General features: G+C 47.4%; 14 protein-coding genes. 9 read left to right on the top strand and 5 right to left on the bottom strand.

Translation table 11 applies throughout. The features are described 5' to 3' along the window. Positions 1–119 precede the first annotated feature (119 nt). Together ESB13_RS14320 and ileS are read right to left on the bottom strand one after the other, a co-directional pair. Positions 120–1,103, bottom strand: coding sequence for a TraR/DksA family transcriptional regulator (locus ESB13_RS14320; protein WP_129004333.1), 984 nt, complete (start codon positions 1,101–1,103; stop codon positions 120–122). A 4-nt stretch (positions 1,104–1,107) separates the two neighbouring features. Further along, positions 1,108–4,491 (bottom strand): isoleucine--tRNA ligase, encoded by a 3,384-nt coding sequence (gene ileS, locus ESB13_RS14325; RefSeq protein WP_129004334.1) that lies wholly within the window; start codon positions 4,489–4,491, stop codon positions 1,108–1,110. Positions 4,492–4,682: 191 nt separating this feature from the next. On the opposite strand from ileS, the gene ESB13_RS14330 reads away from it, so the two are divergent. Further along, entirely contained in the window at positions 4,683–5,897 is a 1,215-nt protein-coding gene (locus ESB13_RS14330; RefSeq protein ID WP_129004335.1) for a DNA recombination protein RmuC, read from the top strand. Between the two features lie 44 nt (positions 5,898–5,941). Continuing rightward, complete coding sequence (locus ESB13_RS14335) at positions 5,942–6,568, top strand: class I SAM-dependent methyltransferase (RefSeq protein WP_129004336.1); 627 nt, start codon at positions 5,942–5,944, stop codon at positions 6,566–6,568. A gap of 9 nt (positions 6,569–6,577) precedes the next feature. Here ESB13_RS14335 and ESB13_RS14340 read toward each other — a convergent pair whose 3' ends face one another. Further along, on the bottom strand, positions 6,578–7,336 hold the full coding sequence (locus ESB13_RS14340) for an energy transducer TonB (protein ID WP_129004337.1): 759 nt from the start codon (positions 7,334–7,336) through the stop codon (positions 6,578–6,580). A gap of 198 nt (positions 7,337–7,534) precedes the next feature. On the opposite strand from ESB13_RS14340, the gene ESB13_RS14345 reads away from it, so the two are divergent. Together ESB13_RS14345 and hemN are read left to right on the top strand one after the other, a co-directional pair. Then, on the top strand, positions 7,535–7,972 hold the full coding sequence (locus ESB13_RS14345) for a nuclear transport factor 2 family protein (RefSeq protein WP_129005011.1): 438 nt from the start codon (positions 7,535–7,537) through the stop codon (positions 7,970–7,972). A 60-nt stretch (positions 7,973–8,032) separates the two neighbouring features. Next, complete coding sequence (hemN, locus tag ESB13_RS14350; RefSeq protein WP_129004338.1) at positions 8,033–9,403, top strand: oxygen-independent coproporphyrinogen III oxidase; 1,371 nt, start codon at positions 8,033–8,035, stop codon at positions 9,401–9,403. A 641-nt stretch (positions 9,404–10,044) separates the two neighbouring features. On the opposite strand, the gene ESB13_RS14355 is transcribed toward hemN, so the two are convergent. Both ESB13_RS14355 and hemH read right to left on the bottom strand, forming a co-directional pair. Further along, positions 10,045–10,599, bottom strand: a complete 555-nt coding sequence (locus ESB13_RS14355) for a CopD family protein (RefSeq protein WP_129004339.1) — start codon at positions 10,597–10,599, stop codon at positions 10,045–10,047. Positions 10,600–10,612: 13 nt separating this feature from the next. Next, the gene (gene hemH, locus ESB13_RS14360) at positions 10,613–11,650 is read right to left on the bottom strand and encodes a ferrochelatase (RefSeq protein WP_129004340.1); all 1,038 of its coding nucleotides are present in this window, start codon (positions 11,648–11,650) and stop codon (positions 10,613–10,615) included. Between the two features lie 178 nt (positions 11,651–11,828). Here hemH and hemA point away from each other — a divergent pair, with 178 nt between their 5' ends. From hemA to ESB13_RS14385, 5 genes are read left to right on the top strand one after another with little or no spacing between them, the layout of a single operon-like run. Then, positions 11,829–13,052, top strand: coding sequence for a glutamyl-tRNA reductase (hemA, locus tag ESB13_RS14365; RefSeq protein ID WP_246022549.1), 1,224 nt, complete (start codon positions 11,829–11,831; stop codon positions 13,050–13,052). A gap of 39 nt (positions 13,053–13,091) precedes the next feature. Further along, positions 13,092–14,045: a hydroxymethylbilane synthase gene (hemC, locus tag ESB13_RS14370; protein WP_129004342.1), complete on the top strand. Its 954-nt coding sequence runs from the start codon at positions 13,092–13,094 to the stop codon at positions 14,043–14,045. Next, the gene (locus ESB13_RS14375; RefSeq protein WP_129004343.1) at positions 14,032–14,742 is read left to right on the top strand and encodes a uroporphyrinogen-III synthase; all 711 of its coding nucleotides are present in this window, start codon (positions 14,032–14,034) and stop codon (positions 14,740–14,742) included. Before hemC ends, ESB13_RS14375 begins: the two co-directional genes overlap by 14 nt. A 2-nt stretch (positions 14,743–14,744) precedes the next feature. Next, a complete protein-coding gene (gene hemE / locus ESB13_RS14380) occupies positions 14,745–15,776 on the top strand; it encodes a uroporphyrinogen decarboxylase (protein ID WP_129004344.1) in 1,032 nt (343 codons plus the stop codon). A gap of 50 nt (positions 15,777–15,826) precedes the next feature. Next, on the top strand, positions 15,827–16,837 hold the full coding sequence (locus tag ESB13_RS14385) for an alpha/beta fold hydrolase (protein ID WP_129004345.1): 1,011 nt from the start codon (positions 15,827–15,829) through the stop codon (positions 16,835–16,837). Positions 16,838–16,845 lie beyond the last annotated feature (8 nt).

Raw genomic sequence — 16,845 nt, forward strand, 5'->3', positions numbered from 1 at the left:
ATATACTCCGCCGGTTAACAGTAAAAAAAAGCAGGATGTATTGTATTGAATACATCCTGCTGCTATCTTGAAATAGTATCCAGGCACTACTGTACTATCACTTAAACCCATCCGGTCCCCTACTGCTCCGCAGAAGGTTTCACCAGGCCAAGCTTCGCTTCGAGGCTAAGGGTTGCATGGGGCACCGCACGAAGACGTGCCTTATCGATAAGTTTACCCGTTACACGGCAAATACCGTAAGTTTTGTTCTCGATACGGATAAGGGCTTTCTCCAGATGGTCTACATAGGTTATCTGACGACTGGCCATCTGGCTGAGCTGCTCGCGCTCCATGCTCATACTGCCATCTTCCATGGTCATATAACGGTTCTCTGTTTCGTCGCCACCCATTTCATCTTTACGGGTGATAAGACCTTGCAGATAAGCCAGTTCTTTTTTAGCCGCTTCCATTTTTTTGTTGATCAGTTCCCTGAACTCATTCAACTCTGTGTCGCTGTATCTTACCAATGGTTCGTTTGATTTAAGGTTATTTTCTCTTTGTTCTAATGGCCGGTATTCCGGATTATAAGGTACACTAGTTTTTACAGAAATCTTCGGCACTTTTACCTCTTTAAGGGGTTCTACCTTTTTAGGTACAGGCCTTGGAATAGCTGTAGGTTTTACCTCAGCAGTTTTGGGTTTAGGAGAAGCGGCCGGGGCCGGTGGCGCAGCTACCGGTTGAGGCGTTGGTTTTGCTGCTTCTTTTTTTACAGGAGCAGCAGCTTTAGCGGGTGCAGCGGGTTGTTTTACAGGTGTAGCAGGTTTTACCGATTTCGTTTGGGTACTGGTGGTCGGTTTAACTGCTACCTTTTTTGCAGGAACTTTGGCCTTTGCTACCACTTTTTTGTCTTCTGCTTTCGCAGCTGGCTTAACAACAGGTTTCTCCGCCGCTTTTTTCACCGGGGCTGCTTTCTTCACAGGCTTAGTGACCTGTTTAGAGGCAGACTTGGTTGCGGGCGTCGTCACCTTCTTAGCAGGCGCTGCTTTTTTTGCAGGCTTAGCTGCCGGTTTCGCCGACTTGGTGGGTTTAGAGGCTGGTTTCGCTGCTTTCTTCTTGGTAGCCATACGATTAACCTTTTTTATTAACGCTTACTTTTAGCAAAGTGTCATTCACCTCAATTTCAGTGCCGTCCTGCAATTCAGGCACGAATTCTATTTCATCTGCCAAAATTTCAGCACAAATATAGTTTTTAAATTTGTTTAAGGATTCCCCGAGGGTCCCGTTATCAACCAATTTTACGAATATACGGTCTGTTAAATCAAAACCACTCTCTTTTCTAATATTTTGTATACGGTTTACAAACTCGCGGGCATCCCCCTCCTGCTGTAATTCGGGCGTAATTGTGATGTCGAGCGCCACGGTAAGACTGCCTTTGCCCGCTACACTCCATCCCGGAATGTCTTCGGCCACGATCTCCACATCTGCCAGCACCAGTTCTACTGGTTCACCATCGATGTTTAACGTGTAAGTTCCGCTCTTCTCGATACTTGCAATATCATGCTGGGAAAATTTGCCGATTGCTGCGCTCACAGCCTTCATTTTAGTTCCCATTTTAGCCCCCAGCGTCTTGAAATTCGCTTTTATCTTCTTATTGATCACTCCCTCGGTTTCGGTGAGGTATTGGATCTCTTTCACGTTCACTTCCGATTTCAGCAGGTCTTCCACCTTGCCGAGCTGTTCTTTCATTTCGGGGTTGAGCACCGGTATCAGCACCTTTTGTAAAGGCTGGCGCACCTTGATATTCACCTTTTTACGCAGTGAAAGCACCAGTGAGGAGGCATCCTGCGCCAGTTGCATTCTTTCTTCAAGGCCGGTATCTATCGCTGCCTCATTTGCTACAGGGTAGCTGGCATGGTGTACTGAAGTAACATCGAAACGGTAGGTCACCGCATTCAGCTGACGGAAAACGGCATCGCTGAAGAACGGAGAAACGGGAGCTATCAGGCGCACCAGCGTCTCCAGACATTCATACAATGTTTGATAGGCGCTGATCTTATCGGCCTCATACTCACCCTTCCAGAAACGGCGGCGGCAAAGACGTACATACCAGTTACTCAGATGTTCATCCACGAAGGTTTCAATAGCACGTCCGGCCATAGTGGGCTCATAATCATCCATAAACGCAGTGGCCTGTTTCACCAGTGTATTTAGGGAGGAAAGGATCCAGCGGTCAATTTCGGGACGTTCTTCCAGCGGAATGTAAGCTTCCTTAAAGGCAAAGCCATCCACATTCGCATACAGCACAAAGAACTGATAGGTATTATAGAGGGTACCAAAGAATTTGCGTTGCACTTCTTTAATGCCTTCGATATCAAATTTCAGATTATCCCACGGAGAGGCGTTGGTGATCAGGTACCAGCGGGTAGCATCGGCGCCAAAGTTGTCGATGGTTTCAAACGGGTTCACCACGTTACCGAGGCGTTTACTCATTTTGTTGCCATTCTTATCGAGCACCAGGCCGTTCGATACCACCGTTTTATAAGCCAGGCCGGGATATTGTTCTTTTACCTCGAAACCAGCCTGTTTCAGTTCTTCATGAATATCTTCTTTTACAAGCGAAGCAATCGCATGTAAAGTATAGAACCAGCCACGCGTTTGGTCAACGCCTTCGCAGATGAAGTCTGCAGGATAGTTCTGTGCAAAGATCTCCTTGTTTTCGAAGGGAAAATGCCATTGCGCATAAGGCATGGCGCCCGAGTCGAACCAAACGTCGATAAGATCGGAAACCCGTTTCATGGGTTTGCCGGAGGCGCTGATCAATGTGATATCGTCAACGAAAGGCTTGTGCAGGTCAACTGTAGACAATTCAATGCCTTTGTTCAACCCGGCGGCGGCGGCTTTTTTGAATTCGGCCTGCAGTTCTGCCACCGAACCAATACATAGTTCTTCGGCACCGTCTTCGGAACGCCAAACAGGTAATGGCGTACCCCAATAGCGGCTGCGGCTCAGGTTCCAGTCAACCATGTTCTCCAGCCAGTTACCGAAACGGCCTTCACCGGTAGATTTGGGTTTCCAGTAAATGGTCTTGTTCAGTTCCACCATACGATCTTTCAGTGCGGTGGTTTTAATGAACCAGGCATCCAGCGGATAATACAGGATCGGTTTATCGGTACGCCAGCAATGCGGGTAGCTGTGTTCGTATTTTTCCACTTTGAAGGCCCTGTTTTCCTTTTTCAGTTTAACGCAGATATCCACGTTCACATCAACATAGCCGTCATCATCTTTATAGTTCTTAACGTAACGGTTGCTGAATTCTCCAAGACCGTCAACGAACTTACCCTGGCGGTCTACCATTACCAGGATACCAATATTGTTTTTCTGACCTACCTTAAAGTCATCTGCACCAAATGCAGGCGCCGTATGAACGATACCGGTACCGTCTTCGGTAGTAACGAAATCGCCTGCGATGATACGGAACGGATCGCCACCCGCATTGGCGGCACTGTTTGCCTCGTAAGCAAGCAACTGCTCGTAACGCAGGTTCTCCAGTTCTTTTCCTTTAAACGACGCCAGCACTTTCCAGGGCAGGAGTTTGGTTTCAGGGGTATAACCGGCGAAATCGCCGTTCTCGCCTTCGGGCTTGAAGTATTTGGAAAGTAATGCTTTTGCCAGCACTACGTTCACAGGTAAATGTGTATAGGGATTGAAAGTAGATACCAGCACATACTCGATGTTGGGTCCTACGGTAAGTCCCAGGTTCGAAGGTAAAGTCCATGGTGTGGTGGTCCATGCCATGAAGAACACTTCTTTGCTGGCCTCATTTGCCACTGCTTTGAACAGGGCAGCGGCTGCGTCGTTTTCCACCGCTTTGAACATGACAACGGCGCTGGTATCTTTTACGTTCTTGTAAGTACCAGGCTGGTTCAGCTCGTGCGAGCTAAGCCCCGTGCCGGCAGCGGGAGAATAAGGCTGAATACTGACGCTTTCGTACAGCAATCCCCTGTTGTAGAGCTTTTTAAGCAGCCACCAGAGCGATTCTATATAGTTGTTGTCGAAAGTGATATAAGGATCGTTCAGGTCAACCCAGTAGCCCATTTTACGGGTAAGGTCGTCCCATTCGTTCTTGTAACGCAATACCGTTTCGCGGCATTTCTGGTTGTACTCGGCAATAGAGATCTTTTTGCCGATATCTTCCTTGGTAATGCCCAGCTCTTTTTCAACCTGTAGTTCTACGGGAAGACCGTGGGTATCCCAACCGCCTTTTCTTTTAACCTGGAAACCCTGCATGGTTTTATAGCGACATACCAGGTCTTTCAGGGTGCGGGAAATGACGTGGTGAATACCAGGCTTACCGTTGGCGCTGGGAGGTCCTTCGTAAAACACGAACGGCGTTTTACCATTCCTCAATTCCACGCTCTTCTCAAATGCCTGGCCTTCCTGCCACTTAGCCAGTATATCCTGCTCTATCTTCGGCAGATTTAATCCTGAAAATTCCTGGTATTTATTGCTCATAATCAAAAAAAGACGGTCTGTGGGCTAATTTAAAGGCTGCAAAGGTAAGAAATTACAAGGGCATTTGATGAAGGGAAACCAGCGCCCTGCGTGTTAAATACGTGCTATCTTCGACGCTGAACAAACAATAGACCAACGGATAACAGCGGGTAAAAAAGCGGCTATCCTTCTTTCATCCTCATTTTTTACATATGATATTGATATACATAGGGTTACTGATCATTATCGCGTTGCTCGCCGCTTTGCTGGTGATGGTGAACAAACAAGCCTCCCGGGAGCCGCAATGGAGCCGCCTTGAAGCCGCCGTAAAGCAGGAAATAACCGCCAACCGCCAGGAAGCAGCCGAACAGGCCCGGCAGGGACGCATGGAGCTGTCATCTGCCTTACGCGATCAGCATATGTCAACCTTGTCGCGGCTCGATCATATGCGCGAGGTGATGGAAAAAAAGATCAGTGAGCTTCAAACGGGCAACGAAAAGAAACTGGACCAGATGCGGGCCACAGTAGATGAAAAACTGCAGAAAACACTGGAAACACGCCTGGGCGAATCGTTCAAGCTGGTAAGCGAACGCCTCGAAGCGGTTCATAAAGGCCTGGGCGATATGCAGCAACTGGCCACAGGAGTAGGCGATCTGAAACGTGTGCTCAGCAATGTTAAAACCCGCGGCATCCTGGGCGAATACCAGCTCGAAAACATGCTGGAACAACTGCTTACACCGGAACAGTACGCCAAAAACGTAAAAACAAAAGAAGGCTCGTCCGCATTGGTTGAGTTTGCACTCAAACTCCCCGGCAAAGCCGATAAGGACAAGGCCATGTGGATGCCGATAGATTCCAAATTCCCCAGAGAAGATTTTGAACTGTTAACCGATGCTTACGACCAGGCCAACAGCGAGATGGTAGAAGAATACCGCCGCCGCTTTGTAAAAGGCATAAAGAAATGCGCCGGCGACATCAGCAGTAAATACATTGATCCGCCCAACACAACAGACTTTGCGCTGCTATTCCTCCCCTTCGAAAGCCTTTATGCCGAAGTGTTGCGCACACCCGGCCTCTTTGAACAGGTACAACGCGAATGCAAGGTTATCATAACTGGGCCTACTACTCTTTCGGCTATTCTCAACAGCTTACAAATGGGCTTCAGGACCCTGGCAATAGAACGCCGGTCGAGCGAGGTATGGCAACTGCTGGGTGCAGTGAAGACCGAATTCGGCAACTTTGGCGCTATTCTCGACAAAACACAGAAAAAGATCCAGGAAGCAGGAAATGTCATAGAACAGGCCGGCATACGTACCAGGGCTATTGAAAGAAAGCTGCGCACCGTGCAGGAACTGCCGCGCGACGAGGCCGATCAGTTACTTGAGAATGGCAGCCAAACGCATTTTTTACCTGAAACAGAAGCATAGACCGGCCGATAGCGCGTAACTTGCCGTTCTTTGAGCGCAAGCATATGCAGCAGGTAACACTCAACTATCAACATACAAATGTACATCTATGGCTCCCGGATGCGGAACAGGTTAAAGCTGCCTACTACGAAAGTAAAAGCAGGGACGCCGGCATTGCATTCCCACACTGGAGCAAACTATGGCCATCGGCACTGGCCATGGCTTCCTTTCTCGATAAACACGCCCACTATATCCAGGATAAACAGGTGGTGGAACTTGCAGCAGGGTTAGGCCTGCCTTCACTGGTAGCAGCCGCTTACGCCAAACAGGTGCACAGCAGCGACTACCTGCCCGAAGCAGTGGATGTAATAAAGCAGTCGGTACAACTCAATCATCTCACAAACATGACCTGCGAAGTACTGGACTGGAATCATTTGCCAGCCGCACTACGTGCCGACGTAGTATTACTGAGCGATATCAATTATGAACCTGAAGCTTTTGAGCAATTATACAAAGTGATTGCCGCCTTTATACATTCCGGCGCCATTATACTGCTAAGCACTCCGCAGCGCCTGATGGCACGACCTTTTATAGAACGTTTATTGCCCTGGTGCACTTACCAGGAAGAAGCGATAATAGAAACGGCAGAAGGACAAACTTTTATAAGTACACTGGTACTGCAGTCCGGCTAAAACCAATACTTACTCTTTGTTCTCCATCTTCGCATAAGTCAATTCCTGCTTTTGAAAGAAACGTACTTTTTTATTGAACTGGATAGCAGGATTCCAGCGCGGACTGTTCTTTATAACTTCTATTGCATGTTTATCGAGCGCATCCTGACCTGAAGAAGTTCTTACATGCACATCTCCAACAGCGCCATCGGGCAGTATAGAAAACATCACCAGAACCTTACCGCTGATCTTGCCTTGTGTATATTCTACGGGCTGACCAGTTGCCAAACCCTGCATCAGGTAAGCCTTCCAGGCGCTGTCACCTCCGGGAAAGCTGGCAGGCTGAAAAACAACAAATGGTGTTATCTCTTTACCGTCTTCGTCCCATCCGCGTTGTACGTCATATTTACCGGGCGCTGTTGTATGAAAATAGGCCCTTTTATGACCACTCGGATAAAAAAACCATCCTTCGCGGCGCTCTCCTTTTTCAAACAGGATAGAATCTCTTAAAGCTCTTCCCCTGTAACGTTTCACATATCCCTGTTCAATAGTAGCTGCTGAGTCGAGATAACTGCCCGACATGAGGAGCACACTGCTGTCGGCACGATAAAGTTCTTTATGAAGCAATTGGCCCTGCCAGTAAAGCTTTGTGTAAAAAGCAGCGGAGTCCTTTATCGTGGGCTTCCACAATGCATTATAATAAACATAGGTAGTTTCCTTTTGCGCAATAACGGCAAGCGGCATTACCATCAGAACTATCAAAATAGTACGAATTGGTTTACTGAACATAGTAATGGGAGTTAATACGTATTGTTAAAATTAAAAAGAATTGACTATTCCACCTAAATGAACGGTGAGCAAGCCTTAATTGTAGGTGTTTACTTAATTTGCATTTCCTAAATTAGTAATATGAATGATCTGCAACCACATGCATCGATGCAGGCAGGATCTTTCATACAGCCTTTCAAAAAGCTACATTACATACATATGAAACAATTATTCGTAATTCTCATCTTAAGCACAATGGCACTTCAATCAATGGCACAAACGAAAGACGAGCAGGCTGTAACAGCTGCCGTAGAAAACATGCGTAAAGCAATGGTAGATGGAAGCAAAGCTGCACTGGAAAAGCTGGCCGACAATAAACTTACCTACGGACATTCGAACGGGAAAATAGAAGACAAAACCTTGTTTGTTGAGAATCTTACCAATGGCAATTCAGATTTTGTAGATATAAAATTAACGGACCAAACAATCGCCGTTGAAGGCAGTACAGCCATTGTACGTCATCGTTTGTTTGCACATACCAACGATAAAGGAAAAGCACCCGGCACCGTAGATCTCTACATTCTGCTGGTATGGCATAAAGTGAAAGGCGAATGGAAGCTGCTGGCGCGCCAGGCGGTTAAGGTACCTGTTGCGTAGTGACGAACGTCATTGCCCGGGGGCGGTGATACTGGTAATTTTGCGATAGAAATCATCAGTATGACCGTCCCCGTTTCTCTTTTGCACAAGTATAATGTGCCTGCGCCACGATATACCAGTTATCCCACCGTTCCTTTCTGGAAAGAGATGACTGCCGCAGGCCCATGGCTTCAATCCTTCGGGCAGCAGTTCGGTGAGCAAAATCATACAAACGGCCTCAGTTTATACCTGCATTTACCTTTTTGTGAAGTATTATGCACCTATTGCGGTTGCAATAAAAAAATCACAACAAATCATAAGGTAGAGTCTCCCTATATCGAAGCCCTGCTGAAAGAATGGGCGCTTTACCTGGAGCAGATAAACAGTAAGCCCATTATCAGGGAGTTACACCTCGGTGGAGGCACCCCCACCTTCTTCTCTCCCGAAAATCTCCGGACATTACTGCAAGGCATTTTAAAGGACGCCATCATACATCCCGAACATGATTTCAGTTTCGAAGGCCATCCCAATAATACCACAGAAGCACATTTACAATGTTTGTACGACCTGGGATTCCGCCGTGTTAGTTATGGCGTACAGGATCATGATGCGCGCGTACAACGCGCCATCAACCGCATCCAGCCTTTTGAAAATGTAAAACGTGTTACAGAACAGGCACGCGCTATCGGCTATCACTCGGTAAACTTCGATCTTATCTATGGACTGCCATTCCAGACACTCGAAAGCATCGACCACACGATCAGGCAATCGATAGACCTGCAACCCGACCGTATCGCCTTTTACAGTTATGCGCATGTTCCGTGGACCAGCAAGGCGCAACGCCTGTTTACAGAAGCCGATCTTCCAACAGCCCCCATGAAACTACTGTTGTACCAGCAGGGCAAGAACAGGCTGGTAGAAAAAGGATACCGCGATATAGGCATGGATCACTTTTCATTGCCAGCAGACGACCTCTATAAAGCATGGGAAGAAGGCCGTTTACACAGGAACTTCATGGGGTATACTACACAAAACTCCAATATACTCATAGGCTTGGGCGTATCCTCCATCAGCGATACGGGAGTAGGCTATGCACAGAATGAAAAAACCATTCATGACTACTACGCCCGCATCGAAAAGAATGAATTGCCCATATTCAAAGGCTGTGAGCTTACCACCGAAGACATTTCGTTTAAAAAATATATTAAAGAAACCAGTTGCCAGGGACGTACCACCTTTGCTGCTGCCGACCTGGACCTGCTGCGCCAGTACAGCTTCCCCGAACTGAAGCTGCTCGCAGCCGATGGTCTCGTGAACTGGAACGAAGAAAAATTAGAGGTAACAGAACTGGGCCGCCACTTCATCCGTAATATCTGCCGGTCATTCGACCTTCATTTATTAAGAAGTCAGGCAACCCCTTCCAACAAACCTTTATTCAGTCAGGCGATATAAAACCGGGCAAAAGCTGCCAACCGCCGTCGCTGGCCGATCCCAAAGACATCAGCCGCCGGCAACAGGTTACCGCCATCAACATAATTACTTATAAGCAGCAGAAATCAGCACTGCCTGCAGTTTCAACAAAACAGAGGGTGTATCGCAAGTCCGATACGCCCTTGTTTTATTTGGTATCCTCCCCCGAGGAAGAGCTACCACCTTTAGAGCGGTTCTCGGCAGCCAATTCTATTGATGAACCCTCTCCTGTCTGTTACACAAAAGTTGTATGCCCGGATCAGCTCCCCTAAACAGCACCTGAGATATACGACCGGTATACCATAAGTATATCTCAACCGCACCTGTATCGCACTAACATCGCACTCGTATCGCACTTGCATCGCACTTGATCCCCCTTAACGCTCCCTGATGGCAGCACTTTTTCTCCCGAACGTAGCTTTCCCAAAAACCTGGCAGATCCAAAACCTGGCGGGACGCTAAAACCTGGCAGGTCCAAAACCTGGCAAGCCCAAAACCTGGCAGATCCAAAACCTGGCGGGACGCTAAAACCTGGCAAGCCAAAGGCCTGGCAGCCACCAAACATACCTGCGCTAACTGGCAGGCAAAATCCTCCCGGTTGGCGCCGGCTCATCCCGTAAAATTCAGCTTTTCTTCATCCTCAGGATCTTGTAGATCTTGATGGCGCTCATGATGGCAATAATGAAAAGAATAAACCCTACCGATGCCCACAAGAAGCTTAAGCTTTGTTTTACCGTTGCCAGCATCACAATAGCCACCAGCAAGATGGTTGCCACTTCATTCCAGATCCGCAATTGCTGCGAAGTATATTTAAACACCCCGTTGATCTGTTGCTTAAAAATGAGGTGAATAGTATAGAAATAAACATAAAGCACTACTACAAACAACAATTTAATGGTAAGCCAGTAACCACCGGGTTCCAGCAGTATCAGGTGCCAGTTGTTCAGGAACATGATAACAGGCCCCAGGATAAGCGTAATGATGGCCGAAGGCCATGTAATGCCATACCAGAGGCGTTTCATCATAATACCAAATTGCTGCCGCAATGCATTCTTTGCCGCTTCTTCTTTTTCTCCCGCTTCTATGTTATAAATAAAAAGACGGGGCATGTAAAAGAGGCCGGCAAACCAGGTAACAACGAAAATAATATGCAGGGCTTTAAGGTAAGCGTACAACATGTATGCAGATGATTTAGTTTCCGGATGCTGCGTTTAACGACATATCAACCACTGTTTCCACCCACTGGGGCTGAACATTTAAACAGGGAATATGCGTAAACGATTCGCCGCCTGCATGCTCGAAGATCTCCTTGCCACCCATCGCTATTTCTTCCAGCGTTTCCAGGCAGTCGCTTACAAATGCAGGACATACTACCAGTATCTTTTTCACACCTTCGGCCGGTAATTCTGCCAAACGGTTGGCAGTAGCGGGTTCCAGCCATTTATCCCGTCCCAGGCGCGACTGGAAGGTTTGCTCTACCTTCTCTTTAGGCAGGTTCAGCGCTTCTGTCACCAGGCGTGTTGTTTCAAATGTCTGATGACGGTAACACTGCGTATGCGCCACAGAAGGCTTTGTACAACAGTCTTCCGTTTGCAGGCAATGACAACCCGTTACATCACCCAAACGGATATGCCGCTCAGGTACACCATGATAACTGAACACCACTTTATCATATTCCTGCTCCAGGAAAGGTTTGATGCTTCCGGCCAGTGCATTGATATATTCGGGATGGTTATAATACGGCGGTATAACAGATAATTTAAACTTATAACCATACTTTTCCTTCACTTCCTTCATATACTCCACCGCAGTTTCATAACTGCTCATTGCATAATGCGGATATAGAGGGAAAAGAACCACTTCCTCCAGGTCAGGCACCTGCTGTAACAGGCTGTCGTAAGCCGCTTTAGGGCTGGGACTGCCATAACGCATCGCTATCTCAACAGGCACAGGCATTTTGTCCTGAACCGCCTCCTGTAATTGTTTGGTTAATACAATCAGCGGGGAGCCCTCTTTCCACCAGATAGAGCGGTAGGCCTCGGCAGACTTGGGTGCACGGAACGGAACAATGATCCCTTTAACCAGCATGGCGCGGAAAATATAAGGGGCATTGATCACCCTTTTATCCATCAGGAACTCATCGAGGTACTTACGCACATCTTTCACTTCAGTAGAATCGGGCGAACCCAGGTTCATCAATATAACAGCGCTCTTCTTGTGTAATTGCATATGTGGAGAAAAATGGCTGCAAATTTAGTCAAACAATATCTTAACCACCGATTTTTGCCTTTTCGCTAAGGATGTGACAGAGAAATGACAATGGAATGACTGAGATCATACACATATGGCGTCTCGTGAAGTTACCTTTGCGATCTACACAAGAAAGGTTATTAGTAGGAAAGCGAATATGGATGTAAACCAATTTTTTGCGGCAGGAATTAACTACAAAAAGACAGACGCGTCGATCAGAGGACAATTTGCTGTCAACCCCGAACAATATGCGCTGGTATTATGCAAAGCTGCGCAGGCAGGAATCAGGGAATTATTTGTATTGAGCACCTGCAACCGTACCGAAATTTATGGCCTGGCCCCCGATGCAGAAACCCTGATGGCGTTATTATGCAGCCAAACAACAGGCTCCATTGAAGATTTTACCGAACTGGCATATGTGAAGCGCGGGATGGAAGCCATAGAACATTTTTTTAATGTAGGCGCCGGCCTTGACTCACAGATCCTGGGCGACTATGAAATAGTAGGGCAGATTAAACAGGCTATCAAGTTCTCGAAAGAATATGGCTTCATAGGCGCTTTCCTCGAACGTTTATACAATACCGTATTACAATCATCAAAAGCCATCAAAGGCGAAACCGAGCTGAGCAGTGGCACTGTATCCGTTTCATTTGCCGCCATCCAGTTCCTGAAACAACAGCTTACCCAACCTGCCAATAAGAAGATCGTATTGCTGGGAACAGGCAAAATAGGCCGTAATACCTGCAAGAACCTGGTAGATTATCTTGGTTGCCGCCGTATAACGCTTATCAACCGTACCGACGAAAAGGCAGCGGCACTGGCAGGCGAATTAGGTTTACAATACGCGCTGTACAGCGACCTCGAACAACAGGTTACGGAGGCCGATGTGGTTGTAGTAGCTACCCATGCCGAAGGTCCTGTTTTCAGCAAACAACTGCTCGAAAACAGCGGCAGCAAAATACTGATAGATCTTTCCATACCCAACAATATAGATCCGGCAGCAGGTTTATTACCGCATATCACCCTGGTGAATGTAGACGGCCTGTCGAAGATCAATGACGAAACCCTGCAAAAGCGGCTTGAAGAAGTACCGCATGCAAAAGCTATCATAACCACTCATATCGGAGAATTCGTAGAATGGTGTGGCATGCGCAGGCACGTGCCCGCATTGAAAGCCGCCCGCCAGAAGCTGATGGAATTACAGCAATGCGGTTTATTCCTTGCCACACACCCGCATATTGCAGATTCAGATGTAGACAAACATTCCGAGATGGTGCAAAAGGTGATCAACAATATGGCTTTACGCATGCGCAGGCAACAGCTACCCGGCTGTTCTTATATTGAAGCCATCAATGATTTTTTTACCGTACGCGTTAACTAATTTTGGGCCGCTCTAAACAGGGCGTCTCAATCTTTCAAAATGAATCAAGCACTTAAAATAGGTACAAGAGACAGTGAGCTGGCTGTTTGGCAGGCTACGCTGGTACAACAGCAACTGGCAGCACACGGCATCAGCAGTGAACTGGTCTTTATTAAAAGCGATGGCGATATAGACCTGGTAACACCTTTATATGAAATAGGCGTTCAGGGTATTTTCACCAAAACGCTCGACGCTGCCTTGTTAAGCAAAAGAATAGACCTGGCCGTTCACTCTATGAAGGATGTGCCTACACAACCTGCAAAAGGCATTGTTCCGGCAGCTGTGTTAAAGCGGGCGTCTTACAAAGACCTGCTGGTATATAAAGGTGAATTACCCAACGCCATTGCGCATTACAACGCACAGGCAAACTACCCGCCGCTGACCATTGCCACCAGCAGTATCCGCCGTAAGGCCCAATGGCTGCACCGTTATCCCGGTCACAACATAGAAAACCTGCGCGGCAACGTCAATACACGCCTGCAAAAGGTGGCAGACAGTAACTGGAACGGAGCCATTTTTGCCGCGGCGGGACTGGAACGTATTGAAAAACGTCCCGAACAATCCATAGAACTGGACTGGATGTTACCCGCAGCAGCCCAGGGCGCCATTATGGTTGTTTGCAGAGAAGACGACAATGCCACACTGGAAAGCTGCGTCTTACTCCACGATACGAACACAGCGCTTTGTACCCGCATTGAACGTGATTTTCTCCGCACTTTATTCGGCGGCTGCTCAACTCCTATCAGCGCATTGGCGGTAATAGACAAAAACCTGCTTAGCTTTACAGGAAATATTCTTTCGCTGAATGGGCAGCAAAAATTAGAGATCAGTGAAGAAATAGAGCTGGACAACGATCCGGCTCTGATTGAAGCCATAGGAAAAAAAGCTGCTGATACATTGCTGGCGAGAGGAGCCGATAAAATAGTAGAGGAGATTCGTCATGCAGGCAGTTAAATCACATATCCTGTGTACCCGTTCATTAGAAGAGCCGGTATTATCAAAAGCGGCAGCAGCCGGAGTTGTTATAGACACTGTTTCTTTTATAGAAACACAGCCCGTTGTCACCGAAGTTTTTAAACAAACCGTAACAGAAGTAGCGGCCAACCCGGCCACTATCGTTTTCACCAGTATGAATGCTGTTGATGCAGTGGTTAGCCAGCTGGAACAAATTCCAACGCATTGGCATATTTACTGCATCGGCGGTATCACCAAAGAACTGGTGAAGAAGTATTTTGGCGAACAATGCCTGATGGGCACAGGCAAAAGCGCTGCACTGCTGGCCGAAAAGATCAGCCATGCAGCTGCAACACCCGAAGAAGTTGTTTTCTTCTGCGGCGATCAGCGCCTCGATGAGTTGCCGCAGGCTTTACAGGCGCACCAGATCAAAGTTCGCGAAGTGGTTTCCTATACCACTATCCTTACGCCGCAAACCATAGATATCAATTATGATGCGGTAATATTTTTCAGTCCCAGCGCTGCACACAGCTTTTTCTCCGAAAACACGGTACATACCGATATTCCATTATTCGCCATAGGAAAAACAACCGCTGCCACCATTCGCTCGTACGTAGCCAATACCGTTATCACCAGCGAATGGCCCGGTAAAGAACACATGATAGATTTAGTGATAGAATATTTCAACAAGCGATAAACATGCTACAAAACGACTTATTGTTACGTACCCTGAGAGGAGAAGCTACAGAAAGAACACCAGTATGGATGATGCGCCAGGCCGGACGCTATCTTCCCGACTATATTAAACTGAGAGAAAAATATTCCTTCTTTGAACGCTGCCAGCGTCCCGAACTGGCAACAGAGATCACTTTACAACCTGTTGATCAGGTAGGCGTTGATGCGGCTATCATCTTCTCCGATATACTGGTAGTACCACAGGCGATGGGATTGGAAGTGCAACTCATAGAACACAAGGGACCAGTATTACCCGATCCTATTAAAACAGCAAAAGACCTGGAGCGTTTACGCATTCCTGACGTAGAAGAATCCCTCGGCTATGTGTTTGAAGCGCTTCGTCTTACCAAAAAAGAATTAAACGGCCGTGTGCCATTGATAGGCTTTGCAGGCGCCCCCTGGACACTGTTATGTTATATGGTACAAGGCAAAGGCTCCAAGACCTTCGATGAAGCAAAAGCATTTTGCTATACACAACCGGAATTGGCCCACCAGCTCCTGCAAATGATCACCGACACTACCATTGCCTACCTGAAAGCACAGGTAAAAGCAGGTGCCGATGTTATCCAGCTTTTCGATAGCTGGGGTGGCTTATTAAGTCCCGCCGATTTTGAAACCTTCTCATTGCGTTACATGCGCCAGATCATTGCAGCATTAAAAGACGAAGTGCTCACCATCTTATTTGCCAAAGGCGCCTGGTTTGCGCTGGAAGAAATGGCGGCAACCGGGGCGAACGGTTTGGGTATCGACTGGTGTATCACACCTGCAATGGCACGTAAGCTTGCCGGCAACAGCGTTACTTTACAGGGTAATTTTGACCCCGCAAGACTATTATCACCCATCCCCGAAATTGAGAAAACAGTGAAACAAATGCTGGCAGATTTCGGCCCGGGCAAACATATCGCCAACCTGGGGCATGGTATTTTACCCAATGTTCCTGTAGATCACGCCAGGGCGTTTGTAGATACGGTGAAACAGTACAAACACACCAATTAAGTCAATACAGGCGCCTCCGGCGCCTTTTTGTATATTTAAATGGAAGGAATATGAAGCAAACACTAACGGCATTGTTCACTGCAATGCTCTTACTGGTATCAGCGGCATCAACAGCCGTGGCGCAGCAAACGCCTGTTCAACCCCTCGGACTTTGCCTTGAAAACTACACCTATCCCTATGCAGTAAAATACATTTCATTGCAGATCCAGGGCGAACAACTGAAGATGGCGTACATGGATGAGCAACCTGCCAACTATAACGGCCATAACATCATGCTGCTGCATGGTAAAAACTTTGGCGGAGCCTATTGGGCCACAACCGCCAAAGCCCTGCTGGCAGCAGGTTACCGCGTCATCATACCCGATCAGATCGGTTTCGGCAAATCATCGAAGCCACAACATATACAGTACACATTCCAGTTACTGGCTCAAAATACAAAAGCAATACTCGATAGCCTGCACATTACGAAAACAAGCGTATTGGGCCACTCTATGGGTGGCATGCTGGCTACCCGGTTTACATTGATGTACCCGCAGATAGTAGAAAAGTTCATCCTCGAAAATCCCATAGGACTCGAAGACTGGAAACTCAAAGTACCCTATCAACCCGTAGAAGCATGGTATAAAAATGAACTGAAGCAGAACTACGCCAGCATCCGCAAATACCAGTCGGAAAGCTATTACGACAATAAATGGAAGCCCGCCTACGACGAATGGGTGAACATACAGGCCGGCTGGACGCTAAGCCCGGAATACGCCCGGATAGCCTGGAACGCAGCACTTACCTACGACATGATCTTCACCCAGCCCGTATGTTATGAGTTTGAAAATATAAAAGCCCCCACCCTTCTCATCATAGGCCAGCGCGACCGCACGGCCTTAGGGAAAGCGCAGGCTTCAGAGGAAGACAGGAAAACACTGGGTAATTACCCGGCCTTAGGCAAGCTTACACAGCAAAAGATCAAGGGCGCTAAACTGGTGCCTATCGACAACGTAGGCCATTTACCCCATATCGAAGCCTTCGATAAATTCATACAACCTTTGTTGGCATTTTTACAATAACAAGCTTT

It is taken from the genome of Filimonas effusa (genome assembly GCF_004118675.1).
Lineage (GTDB): Bacteria > Bacteroidota > Bacteroidia > Chitinophagales > Chitinophagaceae > Filimonas > Filimonas effusa.